Here is a 14,318-nt window from a genome sequence, read left to right on the forward strand (position 1 = left end):
TTAACAAACAATCAACCAAGTCAATTCAGGTTAGAAATAAACAAAGACAATTCTAATTATTTTTATTGATAAATAGTTAGGTGTCGAACAATTCATTATTACAATGGAGAGTTTGATCCTGGCTCAGGATGAACGCTAGCGGCAGGCCTAATACATGCAAGTCGAACGAGATTATCCAGCTTGCTGGATATGAAAGTGGCGCACGGGTGCGTAACGCGTGAGCAACCTACCTCTGTCAGGGGGATAGCCCGGCGAAAGTCGGATTAACACCGCATGACATTATTGATGTGGCATCACATTATAATCAAATATTTATAGGACAGAGATGGGCTCGCGTGACATTAGCTAGTTGGAGAGGTAACGGCTCACCAAGGCAACGATGTCTAGGGGCTCTGAGAGGAGAATCCCCCACACTGGTACTGAGACACGGACCAGACTCCTACGGGAGGCAGCAGTAAGGAATATTGGTCAATGGAGGGAACTCTGAACCAGCCATGCCGCGTGCAGGATGACTGCCCTATGGGTTGTAAACTGCTTTTGTCGGGGAATAAACCTACGTTTGAGAACGTAGCTGAATGTACCCGAAGAATAAGGATCGGCTAACTCCGTGCCAGCAGCCGCGGTAATACGGAGGATCCAAGCGTTATCCGGATTTATTGGGTTTAAAGGGTGCGTAGGCGGTTCTTTAAGTCAGAGGTGAAAGACGGCAGCTTAACTGTCGCAGTGCCTTTGATACTGAAGAACTTGAATGCGGTTGAGGAATGCGGAATGAGACAAGTAGCGGTGAAATGCATAGATATGTCTCAGAACCCCGATTGCGAAGGCAGCATTCCAAGCCGTTATTGACGCTGATGCACGAAAGCGTGGGGATCGAACAGGATTAGATACCCTGGTAGTCCACGCCCTAAACGATGATAACTCGATGTTGGCGATAGACAGTCAGCGTCCCAGCGAAAGCGTTAAGTTATCCACCTGGGGAGTACGCCCGCAAGGGTGAAACTCAAAGGAATTGACGGGGGCCCGCACAAGCGGAGGAGCATGTGGTTTAATTCGATGATACGCGAGGAACCTTACCCGGGCTTGAAAGTTAGTGAATGATCCAGAGACGGATCAGTCCTTCGGGACACGAAACTAGGTGCTGCATGGCTGTCGTCAGCTCGTGCCGTGAGGTGTTGGGTTAAGTCCCGCAACGAGCGCAACCCCTATGTTTAGTTGCCAGCATGTAATGATGGGGACTCTAAACAGACTGCCTGCGCAAGCAGAGAGGAAGGTGGGGACGACGTCAAGTCATCATGGCCCTTACGTCCGGGGCTACACACGTGCTACAATGGTCGGTACAGCGGGCAGCTACACAGTAATGTGATGCCAATCTCTGAAAGCCGATCACAGTTCGGATTGAGGTCTGCAACTCGACCTCATGAAGTTGGATTCGCTAGTAATCGCGTATCAGCAATGACGCGGTGAATACGTTCCCGGGCCTTGTACACACCGCCCGTCAAGCCATGAAAGTTGGGGGTGCCTAAAGCATGTAACCGCAAGGAGCGTGTTAGGGCAAAACCGATAATTGGGGCTAAGTCGTAACAAGGTAGCCGTACCGGAAGGTGCGGCTGGAATACCTCCTTTCTAGAGTACTTGAATTGGTGCTCGTTACGTATACACATGATTAAAAAAAGACATTAAGAAGAAAGTACCCATCCCAATAAAAGGAATGGAGTTACCGAGAGAGATTAAGAAAAAGCTAGTCCCGTAGCTCAGTTGGTTAGAGCACTACACTGATAATGTAGGGGTCAGCAGTTCAAATCTGCTCGGGACTACCACACAAGCCGGGGAATTAGCTCAGCTGGCTAGAGCATCTGCCTTGCACGCAGAGGGTCAACGGTTCGACTCCGTTATTCTCCACCATAGAAAAGTGTTATCGCAGGATAACACGATAAATTTCTTAACGAGTTCTTTGACATATTGAAAGAAAAAAATTACAAGAGAAGACAACAGTAGAGACGTTTTCCATTAATTTGGAAGACACAATACAAGCATCACCATAGTAGCAAAAGGGCTATGGTTGAGAAGAAAGTAAATAAGGGCACACGGGGGATGCCTAGGCTCTCAGAGGCGAAGAAGGACGTGATAAGCTGCGATAAGCATCGGGGATTGGCAAATGCGAATTGATCCGATGATTTCCGAATGGGGCAACCTAACATACTGAAGGTATGTTGTATAATACGCGAACGCGCTGAACTGAAACATCTAAGTAGGCGTAGGAGAAGAAAATAATAATGATTTCCCAAGTAGTGGCGAGCGAACGGGAAAGAGCCCAAACCATATATGTTACGGCATTTATGGGGTTGTAGGACCACGAGATTGTATTGACCGTATGAAGTAGAAGCAGATGGGAAGCTGCACGATAAGGGTGATAGTCCCGTATACGTAAAGAGGGTCAGCATAGTGGTATCCTGAGTACCGCGGGGTCGGAGACGCCCTGTGGGAATCCGGCGGCACCATCCGCCAAGGCTAAATACTCCTGAGAGACCGATAGTGAACCAGTACCGTGAGGGAAAGGTGAAAAGAACCCCGAACAGGGGAGTGAAAAGAACCTGAAACCGTGTGCTTACAAGCGGTTGGAGCAGAGAGATTCTGTGACAGCGTGCCTTTTGCATAATGAGCCTACGAGTTACTCTTGTCTGGCAAGGTTAAGTGGTTCAGCCACGTATCCGAAGCGAAAGCGAGTCTTAATAGGGCGCATAGTCAGATGAGGTAGACGCGAAACCTTGTGATCTACCCTTGGGCAGGTTGAAGTTGCAGTAACATGTAATGGAGGACCGAACCGATAAACGTTGAAAAGTTTCCGGATGACCTGAGGGTAGGGGTGAAAGGCTAATCAAACTGGGAAATAGCTCGTACTCCCCGAAATGTTTTTAGGAACAGCGTGAGAGTTTAGTTTGATAGAGGTAGAGCTACCGATTGGGTGCGGGGGAGTCAAATCCTACCAAATCCAGACGAACTCCGAATGCTATCAAATATATCTTGCAGTGAGGCTTTGGGTGCTAAGGTCCAAGGCCGAGAGGGAAAGAACCCAGACCATCAGCTAAGGTCCCCAAATATACACTAAGTTGAACTAACGAGGTCCGGTTGCCCAGACAGCTAGGATGTTGGCTTGGAAGCAGCCATTCATTTAAAGAGTGCGTAACAGCTCACTAGTCGAGCGGCCGGGCGTGGATAATAAACGGGCATCAAGTGTATTACCGAAGCTATGGATTATATACATGAGTATATACTGGTAGGGGAGCATTCTATAGGGGGTGAATCGTCATGGTAATGTGGCGTGGACTTTATAGAAAAGCAAATGTAGGCATAAGTAACGATAAGGCAGGTGGGAAACCTGCCCACCGAAAGACTAAGGTTTCCTGATCAACGCTAATCGGATCAGGGTTAGTCGGGGCCTAAGGTACACCCGAACGGGGACAACCGATGGACAACTGGTTAATATTCCAGTACTTTTTATAACTGCGATGTGGTGACGGAGTAGTGACACTGCCGCGAACTGACGGAATAGTTCGTTAAAAGGCGTAGGTATTAGAGATGTAGGCAAATCCGCATTTCTAGCTGAACCCCAATAGTACAGCAAAGCTTCGGTGGCGCTGATAGAGCAGGTAAGCAGACTTCCAAGAAAACCCGCTAAGCTTCAGGTTATAAAAACCCGTACCGTAAACCGACACAGGTAGTCGAGGAGAGAATCCTAAGGTGCTCGAGTGAATCATGGCTAAGGAACTCGGCAAAATGGCCCTGTAACTTCGGGAGAAGGGGCGCTTCCTCACGAGAGTGAGAAGCCGCAGTGAAAAGGCCCAGGCGACTGTTTAACAAAAACATATGGCTTTGCAAAATCGAAAGATGAGGTATAAGGCCTGACACCTGCCCGGTGCTGGAAGGTTAAGAGGGGATGTCATCGCAAGAGAAGCATTGAATCGAAGCCCCAGTAAACGGCGGCCGTAACTATAACGGTCCTAAGGTAGCGAAATTCCTTGTCGGGTAAGTTCCGACCTGCACGAATGGTGTAACGATCTGGGCGCTGTCTCAGCCATGAGCTCGGTGAAATTGTGGTATCGGTGAAGACGCCGGTTACCCGCAACGGGACGGAAAGACCCCATGCACCTTCACTATAGCTTAACATTGGAATTGGGTACAGGATGTGTAGGATAGGCGGGAGATGTTGAAGCGGCTTCGCCAGGAGTCGTGGAATCAACCTTGAAATACCGCCCTTTCTGTATTCGGTTTCTAACTCGATTATGTCGAGGACATTGTTTGGTGGGTAGTTTGACTGGGGTGGTCGCCTCCAAAAAGGTAACGGAGGCTTTCAAAGGTAAGCTCAGTACGCTTGGTAACCGTACGTGGAGTGCAATGGCATAAGCTTGCTTGACTGTGAGACCGACAAGTCGAACAGGGTCGAAAGACGGACATAGTGATCCGGTGGTTCTGTATGGAAGGGCCATCGCTCAAAGGATAAAAGGTACGCTGGGGATAACAGGCTGATCTCCCCCAAGAGCTCATATCGACGGGGAGGTTTGGCACCTCGATGTCGGCTCGTCACATCCTGGGGCTGGAGAAGGTCCCAAGGGTTGGGCTGTTCGCCCATTAAAGTGGCACGCGAGCTGGGTTCAGAACGTCGCGAGACAGTTCGGTCCCTATCTGTTGTGGGCGTTGGAAGTTTGAGTGGATCTGATCTTAGTACGAGAGGACCGGATTGGACAGACCGCTGGTGAACCTGTTATGCCGCCAGGTGTACGGCAGGGTAGCTACGTCTGGAATAGATAAGCGCTGAAAGCATCTAAGTGCGAAACTAGCCACGAGATGAGACTTCCTTATAGGGTCGTAGAAGATGACTACGTTGATAGGTTGTAGGTGTAAAGGTAGAAATACCATAGCCGAGCAATACTAATAGCCCGAAGCTTTCTCAAGCAGATAACACTGTTGTCTTCCTCTTTAATTATTTCTTTCAATATAATGTCATTGATGTTGTGCTGACTACATACAACTGGTTAGTTTATAATATCAAAAAAGTATTCAGGTGCCTATATCGGCGGTGTCTACCTCTTCCCATTCCGAACAGAGCAGTCAAGCCCGCCAGAGCCGATGGTATTGCCGTAACAGGTGGGAGAGTAGGTCGGTGCCTTTTTTTAAACGAAAGCCCTTTCTGGAGACAGATAAGGGCTTTTTTGTTTTCATTCCAGGGGATAACCGAACCAAACCGAAACCTGAAGCTAAAGCTAAACCAAATCCGGATATTCCAGACTTCATTATACAAAGTATAAGGCACAAGCATTGCTACGCTAAAGATTGCTCCATACAAATGACAACGGCTAACCGAACTGTTCTTCTCACCTTTTCAAGGAGAGATCCCGATGTATATCGGGAGAGAGGTTATTTCAAAGATATACTTCTATTACCTTTTATAGTTAAATACAGGTGGTTATGAATCCTCTTTTGTATCTTTGCAGCTATGGGTACATTATTGGATACTGGACAGAAACCTTATAATCATTACGGTTCTTATCTCAAAGAAAAGTATGACGGGCAGCGTGTGTTTAAAGTAATTGTGGATGGTAATTTTACTTGTCCTAACCGGGATGGTAGTAAAGGTTACGGTGGTTGTTCGTATTGTAATGTGGATTCTTTCACTCCTGAATCAGCACGTAAACTGCCCACTATTAAAGAGCAGGTCGAAGCAGGTATAGAAAGAGCGCGAAACGGATATAATGCGGAGAAGTTTATTATCTATTTTCAACCTAATACAAATACTTATGCGCCTACACATCTATTGAAGATGATGTACGATGAGGCGATCAATGTATGTCCTGAACATACCGTCGGACTTTCGGTAGGTACACGTCCGGATTGTATTGATTTCGAAAAGATAGCCTTATTGGAGAGTTATACGGACCGGTTGGATGTGGATCTGGAAATGGGTATGGAATCTATCTATGACGAAACACTTACCCGTATCAACAGAGGATGTTCACACGGTGAACTACAAAAAGCACTGGCTCTGGTACAAAACAGTCCTTTAGAAATTTGTGTGCATACTATCTTTGGTTTCCCATGGGAGACAAGAGAGATGATGTTGCGCTATGCTGATGAGATAAATAAGCATCCACAGATTAAATTTATAAAACTCCATCACCTGCATATTGTCGAAGGCTCTATTATGGGAGTACAATATAAACGGGAGCCTTTTCATGTCTTTTCAATAGAAGAATACACTGACTTCTTGTGTGAATTTATTCCTTTATTAAGACCTGATATTATCGTTCAGCGATTGTTCGGTCTGGCTGATAAAGAGTTGTTAATAGCGCCTAACTGGGGACTTGGCAAATCAGCTATTCAAACATATATTGATAAAGGCCTGGAGCAGCGAAATGCTATTCAAGGCAGCAGATATAAAATATTGGCATAAAAATAAACAGGGAGCAAATATTATTTGCTCCCTGTTTATTACAGTGTATTGAACTTATTGCTCAATAATAGATTTTAAATCTGCAGGGGAGTAATAAATCGATTTCAACGTTTTGTTGTCTCCTTCTCTAAATACCAGAAACAGGCCGTCAACTTCCTTAAAATAACTATCTACACCTTTTTCTTCTTTATAATACTTCATCGTTTCTTCCGCTTCTTTGACGGATTTACATGCTTTGCTCATATTAGAACGTTGCACTTCTTCAAAAAGAGCATTGAATTTATCTTTTAAACCAAACTCCAGAACTGCTCCGGATAATACGTATTGGATATCACAAAGTGCATCGGCTATTTCTACCAGGTCTTTGTTTTGGATGGCTTCTTCCAATTCTTTTAACTCCTCAGCAATAAGCGATACGCGTAGTTCGCATCTTTTCTCAGCCGGAATAGTAGGCTGATCTAGTATAGGGTGTTGAAATGTTTTATGAAATTCTGCTACAGAAGTCAGTGTTTTTGGATCTGTCATGATATTTTATATTTTTGATAAAATTAAAAAAATAAGAAGAGATAACTGCACTAAAATATAAAAAGCAGCGGTTAAGCTGCTTTAAATTTTATGATCGGGTTGATCTAGATCAGATGTTTCAATTGAATCAGCTCTTTTTCTTCCAGATATCTCCAACGACCTCTTGGCAGATCTTTTTTCGTAAGATTAGCATATACTACACGGTCCAGTTTTACGACATCGTATCCTAAAGATTCGAAAATACGTCTTACAATACGATTTTTGCCGCTATGAATCTGAATTCCCACTTCACGTTTACTACCGCCCTGTACATAGCTCAGATCGTCAGGTTTTACAAAACCATCTTCCAGTTCAAGTCCAAAAACAATTTTGTTGAAATCGCCTTGATTCAGACTCTTATCCAACTCCACATTATAGATCTTGCTGATATTATTCCGGGGGTGTGATAATTTTTCTGCAAGATTACCGTCATTGGTCAACAGAAGCAGACCAGTTGTGTTTCTGTCTAAGCGACCTACAGGATAGATGCGTTCTTTAGTAGCATTTGCGACCAATTGCATTACTGTGCGGCGTTCCTGAGGATCATCAGTAGTCGTGATATAATCTTTTGGTTTGTTCAAAAGTACGTATACCATTTTCTCTCTTTTCAGACGCTCTCCATTGTACTTTATTTCATCTTTAGCCGGATCTACTTTACTACCTAATTCCGTAACTACTTCTCCGTTTACAGATATAACACCTGCTGTGATCAGCTCATCAGCTTTTCTACGGGAGCATATACCTGCATTAGAGATGTAACGGTTAAGACGAATCATTCCGTTATCATCGTAGTCAGATGTAGCTTGTTTTACCGTTCTGCTGCTTGGTCTGCGTTTTGCAAATGTTCTTTGTTCACCATCTTCGGTTTTCTCGAAGGATTTTTTGTATGGTTTGTCGAATTTACGGTTATCTCCGAAATCTCTGTTTTTATCTCTAGGTCCGCTTTTGCTGAACTTTTGGTCACCAAATCTTTTATCGGAACCTGGTTTTCTATCTCCGTATGCTTTTTTATCACCAAATGGTTTTCTGTCTCCAAAGGCTTTCTTCTCTCCGAAAGCACTTTTTTCTCCAAAAGGCTTTTTATCTCCGTACGCTTTTTTATCGCCAAATGCCTTCTTCTCTCCAAAGGATCTTTTTTCTCCGAATGATTTCTTTCCGTCGAATGACTTTTTATAGCCTCCGGTTTTACCACCTTCAGTTTTTTCGAAACGATCAGGACGATCATTAGAGTCTGATGATTTTGAGAATGATTTTCTAGGAGATTTGTTGTCATTGTAACCAGAAGACTTTTCTGATCGGCTGCTGTTGCCTTTTGATTTGAAGTTTTCTGAGTTACTTCTTGATCGTTTGGAGTTGTCGTCACGACTGTTCCGATTTCTGCTGAATGGCATATTTTACTTTAAAAAAATGTGAACTACAAAGATAGCTATTATATTTATTCTACAACTATTATAATGTAAATATTTTATGAAAATCGTATACAATAAAGCTGAATTTCAACGTTATAGATCTGGTCGGATTTGTAACTATTTGTTTTTTAGCATAATAGTACGTATCTTTGCCACCTTGAATTTGTACCAAGCTATTTTTTGATCGATATTATCGTGGATAGGATAGCAGTAAGGGAGTGAATGATTAGAAAGAAAGTATTATGTTGTGGCTTGATTTTGGCAGGGATGTTACTGTCGAAATTGTATTCAAGCACTAAAGAAAATGCGGTCGCAGCCAATGTCAGATATGACGATGCCAAGGCCCTGAACATCAAAAACAGAATAGTAAACAAAGCGGCTTTATCTGACAATAATGGAGATAAGGACAATGAAGGAGAACATGATTATCTGATATCGATCACCTTCGCAGAAGAAAGCCTTCCACTGGACCTGCCTCAGGTCGAAAGGAAGCTCACACAGTACTTAAGTCGTTTTTCTTTTAGAAAGCAACAGACGTACAGTTTACACAAGCAAGCAGAGAAACACCTACCACAGATTGCTGCAATCTTAAAATCACATGGTATTCCGGAAGATTTTAAATACATACCACTTGTTGAAAGCGGGATGGATAGTCGTGTGGTGTCCAGTAAAGGTGCAGGTGGCTATTGGCAGTTTATGCCGGCAACAGCACGTCTTTATGGATTGAAGGTGAGCGGTAAAGTAGATGAAAGACTTAATCTGACAAAATCAACACATGCTGCTGCACGTTACCTCAAATATCTCTATCGTGAATTTGGAGATTGGACATTGGTCGCCGCTGCCTATAATGTAGGTGGAGGAAGCCTGAGAGGAGCCATTCGTCGTCAAAAACAAGACGATTATTATAAGCTGAAGCTCAATAATGAAACAGCATCATATGTTTATAAATTAGTCTCTGTCAAAGAGATTATTGAAAATCCTTCCAAACATGGGTATACCAGATATGCGAAAGCACCTGTAGCTGATGAGGAAAGGGAAAAGAATATGCTGTAATCCATCATATCAAAAAATGTAGAAACGGACTTAAATATTTAAGTCCGTTTTTTTTGTTTAATAGCTTGGCTCTAAAGACTGTTGTTGTGACTGAAAAGTAACATAAATCACTTTTTAAGCCGTGATATATCATTAGAATGTCATGAATTAAGAGATAATTTTACCCACAGAAATCAACACAACAAGTAATGCAGTTAGAGCAGTTTAATTACGACAATAAGATTGTCAGAAATTTCGGGTTAGCCACCATTATATGGGGCATCGTTGGAATGTCCGTGGGATTATTGGTAGCATTGCAACTGGTATGGCCGGATATGAATTTCGGAATACAGTATACGACTTTTGGTCGTGTTCGTCCTGTTCACACCAATGCCGTCATTTTTGCATTCGTAGGGAATGCTATTTTTATGGGCGTTTATTATTCGCTGCAACGGGTCCTCAAAGCAAGGATGTTCAGCGATGTACTAAGTAAGCTCCATTTCTGGGGTTGGCAACTTATTATTATAGCATCCGCCATTACGCTTCCGATGGGGTTTACTTCCAGTCATGAATATGCGGAGATGGAATGGCCTATTGACGTGGCTATTACTTTGATTTGGGTGGTATTCGGTATAAATATGTTCGGTACTATTATCAAACGCAGAGAAAGGCATATGTATGTCGCTGTATGGTTTTACATTGCAACATTCGTTACAGTAGCTGTACTTCATATCGTCAACTCTATCCAGTTACCTGTCACATTCTGGAAAAGTTACTATGTCTATTCCGGAGTACAGGATGCATTAGTCCAATGGTGGTATGGCCATAATGCTGTTGCTTTCTTTCTTACCACTCCTTTCTTAGGTATGATGTACTACTTTTTGCCTAAGATGGCCAATCGTCCTGTATATTCTTACAAACTGAGTATTCTGCATTTCTGGTCACTGATATTTATATACATCTGGGCAGGACCGCACCATTTATTATATACGTCATTACCTTCATGGGTACAATCATTGGGCGTCGTATTTTCCATCATGTTGATTGCTCCTAGCTGGGGAGGGATGATCAACGGTCTGTTGACATTGCGTGGCGCATGGGATAAGGTTAGAACAGAGCCTACTTTGAAGTTTATGGTCGTTGCTTTGACGGCTTACGGTATGGCTACATTTGAAGGCCCTATGTTATCCTTAAAACAGGTAAATGCGATTGCCCATTTTACCGATTGGATCGTGGCTCACGTACACGTCGGGGCACTTGGATGGAACGGTTTTATGACGTTTGCGATACTATGCTGGTTGGTACCGCGTATCTATAAAACAGAGCTGTACTCTAAAAAGCTAGCCAATGTGCACTTCTGGATCGGTACATTAGGTATTTTATTCTATGCTATTCCAATGTACTGGGCAGCTGTTGTACAGGGGTTAATGTGGAAAGAATTTACGCCTGAAGGTGTATTGAAATATCCGAATTTCCTGGCTACTACATTAGAAATTCTTCCCATGCATATGATGCGTGCGGTAGGTGGTGCATTGTACCTGTCCGGAGCATTGCTGATGACATTCAATCTGGTCAAAACAATGGCTAAAGGAAAACTGATGGCTAATGAGCCGGCTGAAGCTCCTGCTCTTGAACCTGTGACTAAGAATGAACGTGAGACTCATCGCCGTCTGGAGCGTAAACCTATGTTATTCATGGTGCTTGCCCTTCTCGCTATACTGATAGGAGGAATTGTGGAGATGGTACCTACTTTCACCATTCAATCTAATATTCCTACTATAGCAAGTGTCAAGCCATATACTGCACTGGAGTTACAGGGAAGAGATCTCTATATTAAAGAAGGTTGTGTAAACTGTCATACTCAAACGGTAAGACCATTCCGCTCGGAGACTTCCAGATACGGAGAGTACAGCAAATCCGGAGAATATGTATACGACAGACCATTCTTATGGGGATCCAAACGTACCGGACCTGATTTACATCGCGTAGGAGGGAAGTATCCTAACAAATGGCATTTTGATCATTTGCTTGATCCTACCATTACTTCGCCGGGTAGTATCATGCCGACCTATCCATGGCTGATAGATCAGAAACTGGATAATAGTATCATTAAAGAGAAAATGAATGCAATGCGTGTATTAGGTGTACCCTATTCAGATAAGGATATTGAAAACGCACATGCTGATATCGCTAAACAGGCAGAAGCAATAGCCAAGGATCTGGCGGCAAATCAGGTTAAGGTTGGAAGTGACAGAGAGATTATAGCGATCATAGCTTATTTGCAACGATTAGGAACGGATATTAAAGCAGCACCTGCAGCAGCGGCAGCAAGTAATGTGGATAGTCAAAATTAAACTGTAAAACGATGTTCAAGCAAATAACAAACTTAAATGGCGATGAAATTTATCTGATCACATCGCTGTGGATATTCCTGGTATTCTTCGTTGCGGTAGCATTGATGCTATTCTGGATGAAGAAAGATCATATTCAGTATATGAAAGAATTGCCTCTCGATGGTCAGGACGAACAAAATGGTCAAACAACAGAATAAAAATAGATTATGAAATTATTTTTAGTAGCAGATTCTACTGCCGTAAGTTCAGGTTGGAACATGAGTACCGGCAATATATATAATGATATCCTTATCATTCTGTTGGTGGTGGTATTGATCGTCCTGCTCTTTACTGCGCTTTCCGTTAGTAAAGCGATAAAATCCATTTTGAAGATTACTATGCCTGAAGTGCTTTTGCAGGAACAGGCGGCAAAAGTTGCTGCAAAGCAGGCCCGTAAAATCAAATGGTCGAATAACTGGAAAAAGATAATGGGACTGAGACCGATCTCAGAAGAAAAGGATATTGTGATTGATCACAGTTATGATGGTATAAAAGAGCTGGATAATCCGATTCCGATCTGGTTTAATGCCTTATTCTATTCTACTATTACATTTGGTATTATCTACCTGTTGGTGTACCATGTATTTGGATGGGGATTGAATCAGGATCAGGAATATGTGAGGGAAGTTGCTCAGGCTGAAAAGGCCAAACAGGAGTATCTCGCCCAGGTAGCGGATCTTATCGATGAAACATCTATTACGGTGGATGAGACGGGGGCTATGGCTGCAGCAGGTAAAGCCATCTTTGCAGCGAACTGTTCTGCATGTCATGGTCAGGCCGGAGAAGGGGGAATCGGACCTAATCTTACAGATCGGTTCTGGTTGCATGGCGGAGAGATTAAAGATGTTTTTAAAACAGTAAAGTATGGTGTGCCGGATAAAGGTATGGTGCCATGGGAACAGACATTGTCTCCGGCACAAATAGCAGAGGTAAGTAATTACATCGTTTCGATACGGGATACAAAACCGGGTAATCCTAAAGAACCGCAGGGAGCAGAAGTAGAGTATGCATCTGCGGAGAAAGATGCCGAAGCCGAAACAGATACTACAGCCGTACAATAGGTATATAATTATGCAGGTAACAACGAATATTCAGGATATCAATCCTCCGAAATCTAAAAAGAGAAATTGGATCTATGCCAAGAAACCTTCCGGCAAGCTCTATAACTATCGCCAGTGGTTTGGATATTCGTTGTTGCTGTTTTTATTTGCAGCTCCGTTTATTAAAATCAAAGGAGAACCTTTTTTGATGTTTAATATCATTGAGCGCAAATTCTCTATTTTCGGAAATTTATTTTATCCCCAAGATCTGCATATTTTCGTGTTCGGCATGCTGATCGCGATGGTATGTATTGTGTTGTTTACTGTAGTTTATGGACGGGTCTGGTGCGGTTGGGCCTGTCCGCAAACTATCTTTATGGAATTGATATTCCGCAAGATAGAATACTGGATAGAAGGAGACTGGACACAGCAGAAGAAATTAAATGCTGCAGAAAATTCTTTGGAGAAGAATAAGAAAAAGATACTCAAGCATACGATATTTCTGATTATATCTTTTTTTATTTCGAATATCTTTCTGTCTTATATTATTGGTACTGATGCACTCATTAAGATTATTACGGATCCTTTTGATGCACACATTGCGGGGCTGATTTCCATTTCTGTTTTTACCTTGGTTTTCTATGCTGTATTTTCTTATATCCGCGAGATTGTCTGTATTGCGATTTGTCCGTACGGAAGGCTGCAAAGTGTATTGCTGGATGATCAAAGTACAGTCGTAGCGTATGATCATTTCAGAGGCGAACCGCGGGGTAAGCAAAGAAAGGATGATCATAAGGAAAAGGGAGACTGTGTGGATTGCAATTTATGTGTACAGGTGTGTCCTACAGGTATAGATATCCGTAAGGGATTACAGATGGAATGTGTCAGTTGTACCGCATGTATAGATGCCTGTGACGGTGTCATGAAAAAAATAGGAAAACCAAGTCGTCTTATCGGGTTTTACGCTATGGGTGAAATTGAACGTAAGGATGATTTCAAAAAGAATAATGTAAGAGCAATTGCGTATTCCATTGTATTAGCCGTATTGATGGGAGTATTTGGTTACATGATATTCAGCCGAACACAAGTTGGTGCTACACTGCTGAGAGCCAAAGGAAGTACTTATCAGTTAAGAGAAGATCATACCATTTCGAATCTTTATTCGCTGGAACTGATCAACAAGAGTGGTAAAGAAATGCCTTTTACGCTGGAAAGCGAAGATCCCAAATTAACACTACAACTGGTTAATAAAATTAATAAACTGAATAAGGATGGCAGTGCTAAACTCAGTTTTTTTCTGATTATCAATAATAAAGATGTGGAGCATTATAAATCAAATGTCAGAATAAATATTATGTCCGAAGGGAAAAAGATAGAAACCCTGAAAACGACATTTATTGCTCCTCCGGGAATGTAGTATAAAAAACAACGAAGT

At 42.7% G+C, this 14,318-nt stretch carries 8 protein-coding genes, 2 tRNA genes and 3 rRNA genes; 11 read left to right on the forward strand and 2 right to left on the reverse strand.

The features are described 5' to 3' along the window. The first annotated feature begins 100 nt into the window (after positions 1–100). From I6J03_RS14075 to I6J03_RS14100, 6 genes are all read left to right on the forward strand, one after another. Positions 101–1,623 (forward strand): 16S ribosomal RNA (locus tag I6J03_RS14075). Between the two features lie 117 nt (positions 1,624–1,740). Next, a tRNA-Ile gene (locus I6J03_RS14080) sits at positions 1,741–1,817 on the forward strand. 8 nt (positions 1,818–1,825) lie between these two features. Beyond that, positions 1,826–1,902: transfer RNA gene (locus tag I6J03_RS14085), tRNA-Ala, on the forward strand. Between the two features lie 162 nt (positions 1,903–2,064). Then, positions 2,065–4,949 (forward strand): 23S ribosomal RNA (locus I6J03_RS14090). A gap of 106 nt (positions 4,950–5,055) precedes the next feature. Next, positions 5,056–5,167: ribosomal RNA gene (gene rrf / locus I6J03_RS14095) — 5S ribosomal RNA — on the forward strand. Together the 16S, 23S and 5S rRNA genes with 2 tRNA genes alongside form the textbook arrangement of a ribosomal RNA operon. A 324-nt stretch (positions 5,168–5,491) precedes the next feature. Continuing rightward, complete coding sequence (locus tag I6J03_RS14100; RefSeq protein ID WP_003005384.1) at positions 5,492–6,445, forward strand: TIGR01212 family radical SAM protein; 954 nt, start codon at positions 5,492–5,494, stop codon at positions 6,443–6,445. A gap of 54 nt (positions 6,446–6,499) precedes the next feature. On the opposite strand, the gene I6J03_RS14105 is transcribed toward I6J03_RS14100, so the two are convergent. Further along, the gene (locus tag I6J03_RS14105) at positions 6,500–6,970 is read right to left on the reverse strand and encodes a pyrophosphohydrolase domain-containing protein (RefSeq protein ID WP_003005380.1); all 471 of its coding nucleotides are present in this window, start codon (positions 6,968–6,970) and stop codon (positions 6,500–6,502) included. Positions 6,971–7,074: 104 nt separating this feature from the next. Beyond that, on the reverse strand, positions 7,075–8,400 hold the full coding sequence (locus I6J03_RS14110; protein WP_003005379.1) for a pseudouridine synthase: 1,326 nt from the start codon (positions 8,398–8,400) through the stop codon (positions 7,075–7,077). A 285-nt stretch (positions 8,401–8,685) separates the two neighbouring features. Between I6J03_RS14110 and I6J03_RS14115 the strand changes: the two genes are divergently transcribed. The 5 genes from I6J03_RS14115 (at position 8,686) to ccoG (ending at position 14,300) form a co-directional block, all read left to right on the forward strand. After that, a complete protein-coding gene (locus tag I6J03_RS14115) occupies positions 8,686–9,471 on the forward strand; it encodes a lytic transglycosylase domain-containing protein (protein ID WP_232279656.1) in 786 nt (261 codons plus the stop codon). 188 nt (positions 9,472–9,659) lie between these two features. Beyond that, entirely contained in the window at positions 9,660–11,804 is a 2,145-nt protein-coding gene (gene ccoN, locus I6J03_RS14120; RefSeq protein ID WP_003005370.1) for a cytochrome-c oxidase, cbb3-type subunit I, read from the forward strand. Between the two features lie 11 nt (positions 11,805–11,815). Beyond that, positions 11,816–12,001, forward strand: a complete 186-nt coding sequence (locus I6J03_RS14125; RefSeq protein WP_002999524.1) for a hypothetical protein — start codon at positions 11,816–11,818, stop codon at positions 11,999–12,001. A 9-nt stretch (positions 12,002–12,010) separates the two neighbouring features. Then, a complete protein-coding gene (locus I6J03_RS14130; protein WP_201693749.1) occupies positions 12,011–12,904 on the forward strand; it encodes a cbb3-type cytochrome c oxidase N-terminal domain-containing protein in 894 nt (297 codons plus the stop codon). Positions 12,905–12,914: 10 nt separating this feature from the next. Continuing rightward, positions 12,915–14,300 (forward strand): cytochrome c oxidase accessory protein CcoG, encoded by a 1,386-nt coding sequence (gene ccoG / locus I6J03_RS14135; RefSeq protein WP_003005363.1) that lies wholly within the window; start codon positions 12,915–12,917, stop codon positions 14,298–14,300. Positions 14,301–14,318: the final 18 nt, after the last annotated feature.

It is taken from the genome of Sphingobacterium spiritivorum, from assembly GCF_016724845.1.
Taxonomy (GTDB): domain Bacteria; phylum Bacteroidota; class Bacteroidia; order Sphingobacteriales; family Sphingobacteriaceae; genus Sphingobacterium; species Sphingobacterium spiritivorum_A.